Here is a 14,830-nt window from a genome sequence, read left to right as displayed (position 1 = left end):
TTGTCGGGACATAGTATTGCTTGTTGTTCAATTTATTATTGAGTCTTTATTCTATCCGCATCCTTCCCCTGTTCTGGAGGGCGCCCTCAATCAATCCTCACGTTTTGATCTCGTGAGCGATGTACGCGTCAAAGGACGCGGTCCTTGCATAGAGGTGGATGTCGGCGACGCGCTATGCCCTGCCACCAATCACGGCGCGCACACGGTGTGCGACTGCTCCGCGAGCACTCTCCAGAAAGTCTATGTGTGCCTGGACTCTATGTTCATTTACCGAGGCGGGAAGTGCTGAACGCAGGTCAGATTTTTACAAAACGCCATTTTTGGCCGCGCCCATAAAGAACAAATAGTGAGGGCATTGCCGTGATACGCATACTTTTATTGTTCATCGCACTCCTGTGCACCGCATCTGCCGCCAACGTAATGGCTCAAAGCAAATTCTTCTCCACGCCGTCGCGTGGTGGCGCCGAGGGAGCCAAGCAGAATGCGCAGCTAACCACTCTCCAAACCGAGAACGAGCGCATGAACGCCTGTACCGCGGCTGGGCGGGTGTACGCGCCAACGCACGCCAACAGGGACGCCAACGACTGCATCCCCCACCTGACGCTCAATCCCACCAACGGACAGGCCACCTTCACGAACCGCGTCAACGTCAACAGCGGCGGCGTGAACGTCACCGGAAACAGCACCTTCAACAACCGCATTACGATCGGTGCCGGCGGCCTGACCGTCGGCGCGGGCGGCGCCAACATCACAGGCAATACCACGCTCAACAACAACCTGGCTGTGACGGGAACCTCGACGTTCAGCAGCAACATGAACGTCAACGCCCGCGTGACGGCCAATCAACTCTACGTTGGCAGCGGCAACGTCGGCAACATCCCCACCTGTACCTCCTCGCAAAAGCTGCAATGGAGCGGCACGGCCTGGACCTGTGTGACCGATAACATTGGCGCCACCGCTTCCACCGAGGTTGACCCCAAGGTGGGTGCACTGACCAATGGTCGTTGGTGCCGGACCAATGGGTCGAAGGTTATCTGCGATCGACCCGCTCCAATTTCCTGCGGGACTGCTCAGAAGTTGAGATGGACGGGCTCAACGTGGGAGTGCATCGCCGATCAGGGCATAACCCAGTCGGATGGCGATGGGCGCTACCTCCGCCTTACCGGCGGCACCCTCACCGGCACGCTCAATTCACAACGAATAAATGCGACGATGGTCTTCACGAACGACTATTCGGGAGACCGTTGGTGTCGGGCAAATACGAATGGCCGGATGCTGTGTACGTCAGCAACTCCAGGGGGTTTTACATCCTGCAACGTTTGTTGTGACAATGTGTGCCGTACCAGTTGTTCGGGCATTTTCTGCTCCGGCGGCGATGACTTCGGCGATTGGTGACGTATGCGCTTCCGTGATCCTGACACGCAGGATGTGATGACTGTGCCCGCTCGGCCCTGAGCGCCGCAGTCCGCACAGAATCTCAATCATGGCCAGGACATAGACGCATCAGCGCGCGCTGCGCTTTGGGCGTGGCTGCGACAGAGGCGTCAGTCAGTGATTTGTGCCGCATTCCATAAGCACTGGCAAACTGAACCACTGACCCTGCCAGGGCATACCTTTTCCTATTCTGATTTCCAGTCCCAGGACTGGTTAATGCGACAATCACCTGGATTCTCGTCAACTCTTGCTGAGGGAGCAGACCGCAGTAATGCGGTTTGTATGTCCATGCGCGATGTGTTCCACGCCCCCAAGACGCTCGCTGTCACTTTCACCCTGATTGTGGCGATTGCGCTCGCGTCGCTCCTGTGGGTTCCGGTAACGGTGGTGCTGGTGGGTACGACCTTGTACATGCTGATGCTCGTCGCATTCGCTCTCATTTTCTACTGCGTCGAGTACAACGATATCGGCATGCTGTACCTCGCTGGCATGTTCGTGGCCTTCGGTGTTGCGGTCAGCATCATGGCCGATGTCGGTGCGGTTCAGCCGGAGACTGCCTTCAGGTACGCGGCGGTTCTGACCGTGCTCGCACTGGTAACGGCTCTGGCCGTTCCGCTCGTCGCCATGCTGTGCAAGGAGGGCTAACACCACTCCAATCGAAAGCCCTCCCGCGCTTGTGCGCGGGAGGGCTCATCTGCATTCGACGGTGACTAGCGAGGCGCCGCGCAAGCCATTGTCAGGCAGCCGTTGGCGCCACCTTTCATAAGCTCGGCAAACCGAAACATCAGCCTTCGTGGCTTTGTCGCTTCACGTCTTACCCCCGCTCCTTGTGGCGGCGTAAGCGGCATTTCGCCCTCCAATCCCATTCACTCTTGTCGAGGGAGCCGACCGCAGCAATGCGGCGGTGCGTATTCATGTTCCAAAGGATCCCGAAGGGAGTTTCCTTCCGCACCTTCGCGGCGGGAATCGTATTCGGCTTGCTCGCCGAAGCCCTGCTGCCCATTTCCGCCACGGTCACCGTGGTCGCGATAGTGCTGGCCGTGAGCGTTTCGATCCCGGCCGCCCTGGCGTGGCTCGATTATGCCGACGCGGTCGCCGGCGTGATGTTCACGGCCGTAGTGATCGCGGCCGTAGCAATCATTGCCGGGTTCGCAGTCCTGGCAATCTCGATGCTGGTCGCGACCATGGTCGCGGTGAACGCCCCGCTCAACGCGCACTACGCTGGCCGATAGCGAAGGAGCCGCCCCCATGAGGGGCGGCTCCTTTTTCTGAGAAGCGTTCTTAAAGTAAGTCCGCCCGTGTGAGCGGCACCGGTAGGCAGGTGTCAGGAACCGGCTCGCGCACCCCCCCATAAGGGGATGAAAACCGACACATCAGCCCTTCGTGGCTTTACCGCTTCACGTCTCAACCCGCCTCTTATGGCGGAGTAAGCGCCGTTTCGGCGTGCAATTCCATCCACTCTAGCTGAGGGAGCCGACCGCAGTAATGCGGCGGAGAAATGACATGCGGCAGCTTTTCACCATGTTGTTCGTCCTGATGATCATCATGGCGTTCGGCGGCACCGGCTTTGTCGTCGGGATCGGCATTGCCCTGGATGTCGCGGTGATGCTTACCGAGGCCGGAACATTCTGGCTTTTGGTCGGCGTGGTCGTGTTCGGCATCGTCACCATGGGCGTCGCGCTGGGCGGACTGCTCGCGCTTGCTGTGATCTGGCTGTTTGCGGCAGCGGCCAACTTGACCGCTGGCCGATAACGGAGGAGCCGCCCCCGAAAGGGGGCGGCTTATCTCGTTAAGCAACCATCCGTCCCCATGCTTTCGCAGCCAAGCAGGCGCCGCCGAAAGATCGAGCTTTCGGAAAGTGACGGAATGGGCAATTCAGTCACAGAAATCAAGATCGAAAAATCCAGCTAATCCCACAGTTTCCGGGCCATGCGCCGTTCTTCGGCGCCGACGGCATCGCCATAGATGGCGGTGGTCGCGAGCTTCGCGTGACCGAGCCATTTCTGGAGCAACGTGATCGGAATTCCGCGCTCAAGTGCTGCAACTCCGAAGCCGTGGCGGAGACCCTTGGCGGTCGCGTGCGGACCGTTCACACCTGCCACCGCCATCACTTCCTTTACGCGCCGGTGCCCGGTCATCCGGTGCCAGGGCCAGAGGCGTGCCGATGCACCACCATCCGGCCCGCCCTGAGCGCCGCGCACACCATGTACACGGTCGAGCTCGGCGAGCACGGTTGGAGAGACGGGCACAGCGCGATGTACACCAGGACGGCGCTTTTTGAGGCTACGGAAGACGACGACACCCGCGCGTAGGTCGATGTGATCGGCCGTTAGAGCGAGGGCTTCGGACAGGCGACAGCCCGTGTCCTTCAGCACCAGGCACAGCGTGTAGACCTCCGGTGCCTGGCTCTTAGCGGCTTTGATGAAGGCTCGCCGCTCGGCCTCGGTCAGGTACTTCCGGTGGCCGGCCGGATCGAACAGGCTCCATTCCATATCGCCTCGCGCCTGAAAGAAGACCGTCCCTCCGTTGCCGTTTCACCTTCCAGAATCGTAACGCAGGGCAGTCCGAGCGAGCGACACTATTGCCCATTCTGTAACTCGATTTGCCGAAGGGTCTGTGGCAGCCGCGCAACGCGCATCTTCGACTGCGGCTCGATGGGTCCGGAGCGATCAACTTCCCGTCCTCCTTCTCATGAGGTTCCCATGCCGAAGGCTTCTCGCTCTTCCCGCCGTATTCCTACGGCGCTTCTCGGCGCTGTGCTGACCATCGGAATTGCCAGTGCGCAGGCTCAAGAGGCCCGCCGAGCCGACCGCGTCCCCGAACTTGAGGTGCGCCGCACCTTCATCGATCAGCATTGGGCCATTCATGCCCCAACCGCTGACCAGGTCACTTTCGATCTGTCCACGGGCGGCCGGGGGCGAATAACCCGCATCGGGCTGTTCATTCAGGGGACATGGTCCGTCGATGGGCAAGGAGAGCTATGCCTCACGGCAGAGGCAGGCTCAGACATCGCGCCCGGCACGCGACTTTGCCATGTGTTCCACCGCGAGGGCGAAGGCTATGCGGTGGCGGTTCAGGGCCATACGCCCATGCCGGTGTTCTTCGTGGACCAGCAGACGAGACTGTTCGTGGACAGCACGAAACGGTCAGGCGGGTGAGCGATGCAGGAAGTGACGATGACGCGGCGCTTCACCCTTGAGCGAGACAGGACTCTCGCGCAGGCGACGGCCGCAACCATGAAGGCCGTGGAAGCGGCACTTGGCGGGACATTCGACCAAACTTCGGATGGCAGCTTCTCCGGCACGGGACGCGCCTTCGCGCAGCAACAGCGGAATGCCTTCGACCGGAAGACAGGCGCCGAGGTCGGCTACAACATCAAGGTCAGCGGGAAACTCAAGGATCACGGCAACGGTGAGTTTTCAGCGATGGTCGCCCTAACCGGCGACGGCGCCAACACGGTCGGTCGGATGATGAAGGCTGGCAGCGTCCTCAACATCGTCGTATTGCCAGTTCTAGGTGGGGTCCTGAGCCTAGGCATGTTCCGGGGCTCGATGTTAGCCGGTTTGATCGGCGCCGGCATCGGCCTTGCGCTAGCCCTCGCGATAGCGAACGCCTTCCGCAAGTTGCCTGAGAAGGCCATGCACAATGCGCGTGCTGCCGTGGAGAGCAAGCTGGCGACTGTCGAGTTTTCCACGTAGTCGCAGGGCGGCGGGTCAGCTATGGGAGCGGGCTGCTCCTTCAGCTGCTACCGCTCGGGTTCCTGCTCGTCGTTCGGGCGCACCCGAGGTACAGGGCATGTCGTCACTTTGCGCATCTTTCGCAAATTTTGCTCCACGAAGAGAGGTCCGGATTGAATTTCCACCTCGGCTGCGGCTCTCACGCCTGCACGAGCGTTTTCAATTTCTTCGGCGCGCCATTGTGCCTCTCGCTCGGCACGGATTTGCCGGTCATGCAAGCGGGCTTGGACACCCGCGACCCTGAAGGTCATGGATTGACTTAGGTGACTTTCAGGCATGGCCGAAGCGATTTCGGCCGCTTCACTGACGCGCTCCTCACTGAGCAATGCGTCCACTTTTTGGGCCTCAGGGCTCATTCTCATTTGCAGATCACTGGCGAAGAACCGCACTTTCAGTGGCATGCTTTTGTTTGCGGCTATCCGGTCGAGAAAGTTGAAAACCAAACCCATTGGGAACCTCCATGTTTGGAGGCTTATGCCGGGAGCCAAAAGCTCCCGGCCTGACTGAAGGAGTAGAGGCGGCCATCAGGCCGCCTCCTCCGTCTCGACGGATTGCAGGCCACCGAGGAAGTCGGTGGCCTTGGCGGCCTGCGACGCGGCGGTGAAGATGGCCTTCTTGTCGGCCTTGAGCACCTTCAGCCAGTTGTCGATGTAGGCGGCGTGGTCGGGACGCGGGGTGAGCGTCACGCCCAGGTCGGCGCAGAGGAATGCTGCGCCAAGTTCGGCCACAAGCTCTTCCATCGCATAGGCGTCGTCGCCGAAGCGCTTGCCGAATTGCCGGTCGCAGCGGCGGTCGTTCCCCGTCCAGTGGGTCAGCTCGTGCAGCAACGTGGCGTAGTAGCTCTCGGTCGCAGTGCTGGTTTCGGTGCCGAGGAAGCGCTCCCGCTCGGGCATCTGGATGATGTCGTCCGAGGGACGATAGAAGGCGCGGCTGCCGCCGTGTCGGATGGTTGCGCCGGTGCCGGTGACAAAGTGCTCGGCCGCGTCGATGACCTGCACGGGGTCCTTGGGCTCGGGCAGCGCGGGCGCCTCGCAGCCGTCCACCTGGTCGGCGTTGAAGACCCAGCTCGCGCGCGCCATGAGGCGCTTGCCGTGCTCGGTCGTGCCGTCGTCGTTCTGCTCCTCCACGTCGAGTTCCTTGTAGAACACCACCAGGCTCGACTTCTCGCCCTTGCGGACCTGACAGCCCTTGTTCTGCCACTGGCGATAGGTGCCCCAGGTGCCGGTGCTGAAGCCGCGGGCTTGTCCTGCGGCCCAGAGGCTGACGACGTTGATGCCGCGATAGGCTTTGGCGGTGTCGATGTTGACGGGGCGGTTCAGGCCCTCGCCGCTGCGGTGCCAGGGCATCTGCCAGTCGCCCGCGCCCGCCTCGATGGCGGCGATGATGTTGTTCGTGACCTGGGTGTAAACGTCGATGCGTTGTGCGGTCATGGTTCCTCTCCTTGTCTTTGCGACCGCGCCCATCGCGGCCGTTCGATGGCGACCGGAGAGGCAGGGGCAAGACGGGCGGCGCACCCGAGAGGGCTGGAGGGAACCGGAAGACGGCGGGCGGACTGTTTCTTGGATCGCGCAGCGCCCGCGAGGAATGCGGCCTCGGCCGCAGGGGAAGAAACTGACCGACCACCGTTGTGCCGCACGGCGACCCTGCCAGGTCAGCCACAACTGAGGACGGCTCGTGGGCTGCGGTCAGCGGCAAGGATCAGAGGAACCTCGCCAACGGGAGAGTTGGAGCCCGGAGACCGAACAGCCCCACCGTCAGGGGGCGGCGGGGCCATTTGGGAGACTGTCACGATGCCCATTGGCGCAAGGCATCGAGGGCTTATGGCCGCCGGCAACAATCACCGCCTGACAGGCGCGGCGTAGCTGAAACGTCAACCTCGGGCAGCACTCAAGTCATAGGAAGATCAGCCAAATCGGGGTACAAGGAATCGACAGAACAAAAGGGGGTCTGGTCTGCTGGCGGAGGGCGGATGGTGTTCGGCAAGCTGTTCGGGGGTGGAAAGAAAGACCGGCCGGTAGACCCGGACGCCGGCAAGTCGCCCGTGCACCTGCTGCTGGAGACCCTCGACCCGGCATGGCGCGAGGCGTTCAAGATGGTCGTCCGCGACCCTCAGCTCGACTCGGTCTACAGGGACATTCTCTACCGCAACCTATTGCAAGGCCATATCGAGGAGGCCCGCACCACGCTGCGCCAGGCCATCCCGATGATGACCAAGGCGAACCGCGACCGCATCCAGCACCTCGGACAAGCGCAGGCATGGGCGAGCGACGACGATCTGCTGCGGGTGGGGATATTCTCGCGCAAGGGCACGCCATTTCCGGTGGACAGGCTGGAGCTGGGCTACATGCCGAGGCAGCGGTCGAATGGCGAGGACGTGAGGCTGCCGGTCCTGTTTCACGGCGAAGGCCACCTGCTGACGGTGGCGCCGACCGGCTCGGGCAAGGGCCAGCGCTTCATCCTGCGCACGCTGCTGGAGTTCGAGGGGCCGGTGGTGGTGCTCGACCCCAAAGGCGAAAACTACCGGGAGACGGCGTGGCGTCGGGACCTTTACGGCCAGGTCTACAAATGGGCGCCGGGCGAGCCCGATTCCGACTGCTACAACCCGCTCGACCGGGTGAAGGGCTGGGACGACGCGCGGCTTCTCGCCGAATTGCTGGTGGTGCCGCAGAGCAAGGAGCCGTTCTGGGACGATGCCGCCCGCGACCTGCTGACCGGGCTGATCTTCTACGTCATGCACCGCCGGCCGCGCGAGCGCCGCAACATGCGCGAAGTCTGCCGCCTGCTGGCGGCGAGCAAGGCCGATTTCGACGCCATGGTCGAGGACCTGCAAGGCTCCGACGACGAACGACTGCAAGAGCTGGGCAACATCATCGAGACGCAATCGGAGGCGCTGCGCGCCTCGATTACGACGACGCTGCGCACACAGCTTGCGGTATGGCGGTCCGATGATGTGGTGGCGGTGACGTCCAGCTCGACACCGGGCTGGTCGGTGGAGACCATTCTCCGCGAGGACAACAGTTGCGTCATGCAGGCTGCGAAGGCCGGCCGCCCACCGGGCTGGTACTACGACGAAGAAGCTGAGGAGGCCCAAGTCGGCCGGGCAGCTACGATCTACCTGATCGTGTCGCCGGAGAAGATGAGTTCGATGCGCACGGTGCTGCGCGTCATGCTGGGCCAGCATCTGAGCGAAGCGATCCGCGTCCGCAGGATGCTCGACGAGGAGAACGCGACCGACGCGGACCTGCCAAAGAGCTATCCCAACTGGCCGATGACGTTCTATTTCGACGAGATGCCGCAGCTCGGCTACATGCGCATTATCGAGGACGCGGTTGCGATCACGCGGAGCTACCGCATCCGGCTGTGGCTGTTCACCCAGGACATGGCGCAGCTGAAGGAGGTCTACCAGAAATGGGAGAGCCTCATCGCCAACTGCCGCTGTCAGGTTTATTTCCGCCCGAATGATCAGACGACGGCGGAGCATGTCGCGAACCGCCTCGGCAAGCGCAAGGACCTGTGGGGCGGCGAAGACTGGGTGGCCTCGCCACAGCAACTGATGGGGCCTGAGTTCCGCGAGGACTGCGTCATTATCCAGGATGGGCTGACGATCCGCGCCCGGATGTTCAAGCCCCACTATGCCGATGAGGATCTGCAAGACTGGGTGATCGAGCAGAAAAGCAAATTTGGCGAGGAGATACACCGAGCCCCGCGCCCTGAACCAACCCCAGCCATGGAGCCTGAGCCGAACGACGAAGAGCCTGAGGCGGAAGCACCCGTCGCAGCATCGCCGGAAGACGCCGATCTGCAAGGGGATGCCGAATACCAGGCGGAGTTGGCCGCACTGCAAGCGCGCATGCGCGCCCGCAAGGCCGATACGCCCGAGGCAACCAAGAATGCCGATGAAGGGGACGGCGGAGCGCCTGAGCGGCCCGCTGGATCATCGGAGCCGCCGCGCCGCCCTCCGACACCGCCGAGCTTCGACGAATGAACAGAAACGGCTCCTGTTGCGCCTCGCGCCCCTTCAAAACCGATGCGGCGGGAGCGAACGCGCCGCCGCCAGAATAGCGAGGTCAAAAGGATGAGTGGAAGTCTGATCATAGCCGCGCTTATTGCCGCGCCGCTCTGCTATCTCTTCATGCGCTGGTATCTGAGGCGCCTGCCAAAGTCGAAAAGCTGGCGCGAGCAGTTCGATGAGGGACGCAATGCGGCTCGGGCGCGATCAGAGCAGATTGCGGAGCAGTCCCGGCAGTATCAGGAAATCCAGAAGGCAAAGCGTGAAGACAGGCAGTCTGGTCAGGATAACGCCTGAACCGAGAACTGGAACGGACCTCCTTGCCGCAGTCAGAAGGACTGCCAAACACGACAGGTTGCTCCTGGTCAGGCTTGCAAGCGGTTTGCCAACAGCATGCTACCGGCATCACCATCTGGACCCCATTCGAGAGCCCCTTTGCCGGCCGCACAGCGCCTTCGCTGTGTCCGACGGAATGCCGCCGATGGCATTGGGCACCCCTCCGCATGCACAAAAGAGGTCGGCGTTGCCGAAGAAGAACTGGTCGAGACCAGGCAGGTTGGACCGCCGAGTTATCCACAAGCGACTGCGTTTTAATCGTTTCAATATTTGTTTTAATTAGTTTTAGACTCGTCTGATCATCGGAAATCTTGGCAATCCGCCTCGATCAGTGGATAACCGGGTCCGCAATAGACAGGCTCCGGTCCGCAATAGACAGCACTTCGGTCCGCAATGGACAGTGACGGGTCCGCAATAGACAGCCTATCCACAGGGCGCGATTTCAGACGCGCGGCTACGCGCGGAAAGGTCGTGGGACTGTCTATTGCGGACTCCAGAAGGATCAGGCTGCGGCGCGGCTGGCTCGGGACGTGATGAGCAGAAGGGGACCGTCCTTGCCATTGCCCTCGGCCAGTTCATAGTCTGGCAGGTCGTTGGCCGCGATGAGCTGACGCAGCTCGTGGGCGAACTTCTTGAGCTGCCGCGTCGTCCCGCAACGGGCATGCACGGTCTCGAAGGAGTACGCCGCCTCACCGGTGCCAGCCGCTTTGCGGGCGAGGCGATAGATGAATCGGGCCAAGCCCTTTCTGATGAGGAAGTAGTCGGCGTTGACCGTCAGAATCTCAGGCTTCTGGTGGCCGGTCACACCCTGATAAATCCAGTCGGGGATGGTGATCTCCAAAGACCCGACCCGGCCCGTGTCGGTGCGCGTCGCGACGGTAGCGCCGGCGATGAGTGGAAAGTATCCGGCACGCCGGCCGGCCTTCCGGCGGTCGTTGACCGAAATCTTGATGTAGGTGCCTTGCAGCCTGTCGAGGGCCTGCTCCAACGCCTCGTATTGGCGGCCGCCGAAGGGCATGCGGCAGAACTTGAATATCTCGGCGCTGTGCGGACGGAACTTTGCCGAGGGCATTTCACCAAGGCCGGCGCGGTACCGCCGCATGGCGTCGGCCAGGTGACTGATCATCATCAGGACGATGTCATAGTCATAGACCGTAGCCATGCCGTCGGCGCCGCCCTTCACCTCCACGACCGCGTCGGCAAGTTCGTAGCGGATCGTATCGCCCTTCCGCGTCTGGCTTTTCGAGAGCCGGAACACGGCGATGTCCATCAGACCGATACCGTCCTTGACGGGAATGTCGCAGAGCGAGGGAACGAAGAAGTCCGGCTGGTTGTCGTTCGCCGGGGCTGGGCGCATGGAGGGGCGCGGAGCTGTCCGCTCGATGGTCTCGCGAAGCCGGTCGATGGTGTGCTTAAGCGAGCCTGTCTGACTAGCGGCAGTTGCTGGCGGACGCGCGGTCTTCATTCGATGGCGAAACCTCACAGTTCATCGTTTGTTCTTTTTACCCTATCATACGAGATTGGTAACGCGGGCAGAAATTGACATCCGCCAGAGGGGTTTGGTGGGGCGGACGGGGCTGCGCCCCTGAGCGTCGTCAGATCACTAACAGCTATATTGCACGCTAACACTAACAGTGTTACTATGCACATCGATGTTAGATAAACAGCGCACCATCATGGAAGAGCCGTTCGCCGAGGCGCTGGAGCGCTATCTCGGGGAAACCCTGCATGACCGAATCCGTGTGACGGAGATTGGTGGCACCTTCGCGCTCCCTTCATTCCTGGAACGCACTTACAAGCTCTATGAAGCTCAGATTGCCGGCAAGCGCTGCATATTCGTTGCCGCTCGGGAGAACTTGGCAACGCCGTCGGATATCGCCAAACACGTTGGCTTGGTTCGCTCCGCGATAGAAGCCGTTGTCGTGTTCGCAGCGCCCTCCCTCAGCGCACACAATCGGTCGCGCCTTCTCAGCCATGGTGTCGCCTTCGTCGTGCCGGGCAATCAGCTCTATATCCCGGATCTTGCCATGGACCTCCGGGAGCACTTTCGCGCGCCGAAGCTCCAGGATGCGGATGGCTTGTCCCCGGCTGCACAGGCCGTCCTCTTCCACCACCTCTTACGACCCGACGAGAACGCCTTCACGCCTTCGCTGATTGCCAAACGGCTGCACTACTCGGCCATGTCGATTGGCCGCGCCTTCGATGATTTGGTCGCCGTCCGGTTGGCGGAGACCGAAAAGCACGGGAAAGAACGGCATATTCGATTCAAAGCGTCCGGCCGCCAGCTTCTTGATGTGGCGCGTGACCACCTGCGAAGCCCCGTTCGGGCCGTGAAGTTCGTCAAAGGTAATTTCGTGGGAGCGCCCCTGAAAACCGCCGGTGAGAGCGCACTTGCTGAGCTGACCGATCTATCGAGGCCGCGCATGGATGCCTACGCGATAGCGGCAAGTGACTGGAAAACCCTCGCTCGCGATCGCGGGCTGGTCGAGACGGACAGGCATGACGCTGACTACATGGTGGAAACTTGGTCCTACGACCCTGCCGGGTTATCCGACATGCCGACCGTCGATCCACTGTCGCTCTATGCGCAGTTCAAGGATCACAGCGATGAGCGCGTGGCCGCGGCCGCGGAACGATTAGTGGAGGGGCTGCCGTGGTTGTAGGAATAGATAAGTTTCGCGAGCATTTCGCAGGGCATGAAGAGCAATACGCCATCATCGGCGGCGCCGCCTGCGACCTGCTGTTCGACGCGGCCGGTCTCGGTTTCCGGGCGACGAAGGACATCGACATGGTGCTCTGTGTCGAGGTGGTCGATGCCGCATTCGGAAAAGTCTTCAGGGCGTTTCTCGATGCAGGCGGATACCAGGCTCGGGAGCGCAGCGACGGAGAGAAGGAGTTCTATCGCTTTCACAAGCCGACCGACCAGAGCTTCCCCTTCATGATCGAGCTGTTCTCGCGCAAGCCGGGAACGCTCGACCTTCCTGAAGATGCCGCTCTGACGCCGATTCCTGTGGAAGAGGATGTTGTCAGCCTTTCCGCGATCCTGCTCGACGAGGGCTATTACGAGGCACTCCAGGCAGCAAAGCGGAAGCTGGATGGCGTGACGATCATCGATGAGACGCTGCTGATCCCCTTCAAGGCGCGCGCATTTCTTGATCTCAAGGCGCGTTCCGATGCTGGCGAGAAAGTGGACGGCAAGAACATCAAGAAACACCGCAATGACGTCTTCCGGTTGGTGCAGCTCCTACCGCGCGGTGCCTCGGTCGAGATATCCGGCCCCATCCGCACCGACCTCGGGCGCTTTGTCGAACTGGCGCAAGCGGACGAAGCGCTCGACCCGAAAGCCTTTGACGTGCCGTTCACCCGCGACGAAGCGCTTGCGCTCCTCCGCTCAGCATACGGACTGACGTAGAGGAGGCGACAGCCCGTTGGCCGGCGTGGGAAGGAAGCCACAACGCATCGTCGAAGCCGCCGTGGTCGATGGGATCGGCCCGGTAACGGCCCACGACTTGGTGGCAATGCCCGAAGATAGCTGGGGCTTGTTACGCGACCGGATCACCGATCATAGGCAGGGCAACGAAGGCTTGGTTGCCCGTTGCCTGGCATGCGACGGCAGCGTGTACATAAGGACGGCGCGACGACGTGGTGTCAGCCTCCCACTCTTCGCGCATTACAGCGGCAGCGATCCAAGTTGCCCCTGGTATCACGGCCGCAACACCGTGCCAGACGATGCCCGCGCCGCTCAGTATCAGGGCCGTCAAGAATCGGATTTCCATAGGCTGATGTGCGAGCAAGTGGCGGCGCTTGTGGCCCTCGACCCGCGCCATGTGAGGCACACCGTGGCCGAATACCTGCCGCCGACCGAGACGGCACATGGCCGGTTCCCGGATGTCTATGTCGAGTGGGAAGGCTTCGGCGCCTTCGCCGTCGAATTCCAGATGTCGAGCACCTTCCAGACGGAGATTTCGGCCAGGTGCAAACACTATGAGCGCGAAGGGGTGCCGCTGCTTTGGATCTTGTTCGGGATCGACACCAAGGCCCAGGTGCAGCAGAGCTTCATCGATGTCATTCGCCGGCACCGGGGAAACGCCTTCGTCCTCGACCCGCTCGCCGTCGAGGCGTCGAAGGAACAGCGGACTCTCGTCCTCAACTGTTATCTGCGGAGCGGCGACGGCTTCGATCCGCCGAAACTCGTCCGGTTCGATGAGCTGACCATCCCGAGGTCGAAGCTCCCCTATCATGAGGACCGGATCGTGACGCCGCTCCTCGCGGAGATCGAACGACGTCGCCGACCGTGGTTCAGCGACCTGGCCAAATGGGATCACTCTGCACCGCTGCATGGCCTTGAACGTCCTCAAAGCCTACTCGTGGCGGCGGCCTTCTCGATCGTGGCGGCGGCGAACGGGAAGGAGCGCAACTATGCGAGCGGACACCCGAACATCCGGGCGATGCTCAATACCTACCTGCATGCCGGCACCTTCGGTGGCTACACCGACCTGCTGACGCGGTTGATAGGGAACACGGCAATGGCTGGATTGCTGAAGGCCAAGGTGGGGGAACATCTGCATCGCCATCGCAGCGAAGCACAGGCTGATGAGCGGTCGCAGGAATGGTCGATGCTCCGGCACCTGCTGCCCGAGGCGCTCGATCCCGTGGTCCGCGAGGAGCTGAGATACCTCGATGCGTTGCCGGCCTGGGCGAGCCCGGAATGACGTACAGGCAGGACATAGAGTTGCCGGGATTTGTTGTCGGCAGTTGGCACAGCTTGGTTCTGACTGTGCCAAAACTGTGCCAAAAACGCTGAAAGCCCCGTCCGTGAGGAGCGGGACTTTCGTCTGAAGCGTTGATATTGCTTGGTAATTTTGGTTGCGGGGGCAGGATTTGAACCTGCGACCTTCAGGTTATGAGCCTGACGAGCTACCGGGCTGCTCCACCCCGCGGTGATGTGTGGGCGCTGGGGGTGCGCCGTGATCGTGATTAGGTTTTTCTTTGTGCGCGTTTGGAAGACCTGGCGGCGACCTACTCTCCCGCGTCTTGAGACGCAGTACCATCGGCGCTGAGGGTTTTCACGGTCGAGTTCGGGATGGGATCGGGTGTAGGCCCCTCGCCATGACCACCAGGTCGTCGAAACGCGCGTCTGATCCGGCCCTCGTGCGGGTTATCTTCTGGAAAGTGCTTTTGTGTTCGTTGCGCCAGGCTTGCCGCTGCGATGATGGGTCAAGCCGGTCGAGCGATTAGTATGGCTTAGCTTCATGCGTTGCCGCACTTCCACATGCCACCTATCGACGTGGTGGTCTTCCACGGCTCTGATAGG

The 14,830-nt window shown here is 61.6% G+C and carries 15 protein-coding genes, 1 tRNA gene and 2 rRNA genes; 11 read left to right on the top strand and 7 right to left on the bottom strand.

Translation table 11 applies throughout. From position 1 onward, the window contains the following. Positions 1–360: 360 nt before the first annotated feature. The 4 genes from EPD66_RS15835 to EPD66_RS15820 all read left to right on the top strand — a co-directional run bounded on the left by EPD66_RS15835 (position 361) and on the right by EPD66_RS15820 (position 3,186). A complete protein-coding gene (locus EPD66_RS15835; RefSeq protein ID WP_142849496.1) occupies positions 361–1,395 on the top strand; it encodes a hypothetical protein in 1,035 nt (344 codons plus the stop codon). Between the two features lie 321 nt (positions 1,396–1,716). After that, positions 1,717–2,079, top strand: coding sequence for a hypothetical protein (locus EPD66_RS15830; RefSeq protein WP_142849495.1), 363 nt, complete (start codon positions 1,717–1,719; stop codon positions 2,077–2,079). 269 nt (positions 2,080–2,348) lie between these two features. Next, positions 2,349–2,666, top strand: coding sequence for a hypothetical protein (locus EPD66_RS15825; protein WP_142849494.1), 318 nt, complete (start codon positions 2,349–2,351; stop codon positions 2,664–2,666). 271 nt (positions 2,667–2,937) lie between these two features. Beyond that, on the top strand, positions 2,938–3,186 hold the full coding sequence (locus EPD66_RS15820) for a hypothetical protein (protein WP_142849493.1): 249 nt from the start codon (positions 2,938–2,940) through the stop codon (positions 3,184–3,186). Positions 3,187–3,341: 155 nt separating this feature from the next. On the opposite strand, the gene EPD66_RS15815 is transcribed toward EPD66_RS15820, so the two are convergent. After that, the gene (locus EPD66_RS15815; protein WP_142849492.1) at positions 3,342–3,926 is read right to left on the bottom strand and encodes a site-specific integrase; all 585 of its coding nucleotides are present in this window, start codon (positions 3,924–3,926) and stop codon (positions 3,342–3,344) included. A 210-nt stretch (positions 3,927–4,136) separates the two neighbouring features. On the opposite strand from EPD66_RS15815, the gene EPD66_RS15810 reads away from it, so the two are divergent. After that, positions 4,137–4,592, top strand: coding sequence for a hypothetical protein (locus tag EPD66_RS15810; RefSeq protein ID WP_142849491.1), 456 nt, complete (start codon positions 4,137–4,139; stop codon positions 4,590–4,592). 3 nt (positions 4,593–4,595) lie between these two features. Then, on the top strand, positions 4,596–5,132 hold the full coding sequence (locus EPD66_RS15805; protein WP_142849490.1) for a hypothetical protein: 537 nt from the start codon (positions 4,596–4,598) through the stop codon (positions 5,130–5,132). A gap of 47 nt (positions 5,133–5,179) precedes the next feature. Here EPD66_RS15805 and EPD66_RS15800 read toward each other — a convergent pair whose 3' ends face one another. Further along, on the bottom strand, positions 5,180–5,620 hold the full coding sequence (locus tag EPD66_RS15800) for a hypothetical protein (protein ID WP_142849489.1): 441 nt from the start codon (positions 5,618–5,620) through the stop codon (positions 5,180–5,182). 75 nt (positions 5,621–5,695) lie between these two features. Next, on the bottom strand, positions 5,696–6,601 hold the full coding sequence (locus tag EPD66_RS15795; protein WP_221930997.1) for an ArdC family protein: 906 nt from the start codon (positions 6,599–6,601) through the stop codon (positions 5,696–5,698). A 539-nt stretch (positions 6,602–7,140) separates the two neighbouring features. Between EPD66_RS15795 and EPD66_RS15790 the strand changes: the two genes are divergently transcribed. Together EPD66_RS15790 and EPD66_RS15785 are read left to right on the top strand one after the other, a co-directional pair. After that, positions 7,141–9,156, top strand: coding sequence for a type IV secretory system conjugative DNA transfer family protein (locus tag EPD66_RS15790; RefSeq protein ID WP_142849487.1), 2,016 nt, complete (start codon positions 7,141–7,143; stop codon positions 9,154–9,156). Positions 9,157–9,246: 90 nt separating this feature from the next. Next, complete coding sequence (locus EPD66_RS15785) at positions 9,247–9,477, top strand: hypothetical protein (protein ID WP_142849486.1); 231 nt, start codon at positions 9,247–9,249, stop codon at positions 9,475–9,477. 541 nt (positions 9,478–10,018) lie between these two features. On the opposite strand, the gene EPD66_RS15780 is transcribed toward EPD66_RS15785, so the two are convergent. Further along, a complete protein-coding gene (locus EPD66_RS15780) occupies positions 10,019–10,981 on the bottom strand; it encodes a replication initiator protein A (protein ID WP_255448531.1) in 963 nt (320 codons plus the stop codon). Positions 10,982–11,192: 211 nt separating this feature from the next. On the opposite strand from EPD66_RS15780, the gene EPD66_RS15775 reads away from it, so the two are divergent. From EPD66_RS15775 to EPD66_RS15765, 3 genes are read left to right on the top strand one after another with little or no spacing between them, the layout of a single operon-like run. Further along, entirely contained in the window at positions 11,193–12,179 is a 987-nt protein-coding gene (locus tag EPD66_RS15775) for a hypothetical protein (RefSeq protein WP_142849485.1), read from the top strand. Beyond that, the gene (locus tag EPD66_RS15770) at positions 12,170–12,928 is read left to right on the top strand and encodes a hypothetical protein (protein WP_142849484.1); all 759 of its coding nucleotides are present in this window, start codon (positions 12,170–12,172) and stop codon (positions 12,926–12,928) included. Before EPD66_RS15775 ends, EPD66_RS15770 begins: the two co-directional genes overlap by 10 nt. A gap of 16 nt (positions 12,929–12,944) precedes the next feature. Further along, positions 12,945–14,228, top strand: a complete 1,284-nt coding sequence (locus EPD66_RS15765) for a hypothetical protein (protein WP_221930996.1) — start codon at positions 12,945–12,947, stop codon at positions 14,226–14,228. A gap of 151 nt (positions 14,229–14,379) precedes the next feature. On the opposite strand, the gene EPD66_RS15760 is transcribed toward EPD66_RS15765, so the two are convergent. The 3 genes from EPD66_RS15760 to EPD66_RS15750 form a co-directional block, all read right to left on the bottom strand. Further along, positions 14,380–14,456, bottom strand: a tRNA-Met gene (locus EPD66_RS15760). A 66-nt stretch (positions 14,457–14,522) separates the two neighbouring features. Further along, a 5S ribosomal RNA gene (gene rrf, locus EPD66_RS15755) occupies positions 14,523–14,637 on the bottom strand. A gap of 92 nt (positions 14,638–14,729) precedes the next feature. Beyond that, positions 14,730–14,830, bottom strand: a 23S ribosomal RNA gene (locus EPD66_RS15750); the annotation flags it as partial.

The sequence above is a fragment of the Telmatospirillum sp. J64-1 genome (assembly GCF_006980715.1).
In the GTDB taxonomy this organism is placed as follows: domain Bacteria; phylum Pseudomonadota; class Alphaproteobacteria; order Rhodospirillales; family Magnetospirillaceae; genus Oleiliquidispirillum; species Oleiliquidispirillum nitrogeniifigens.
The sequence above is the reverse complement of the archived record's forward strand: the minus strand, read 5'-3'. Positions and strand labels throughout refer to the sequence as shown.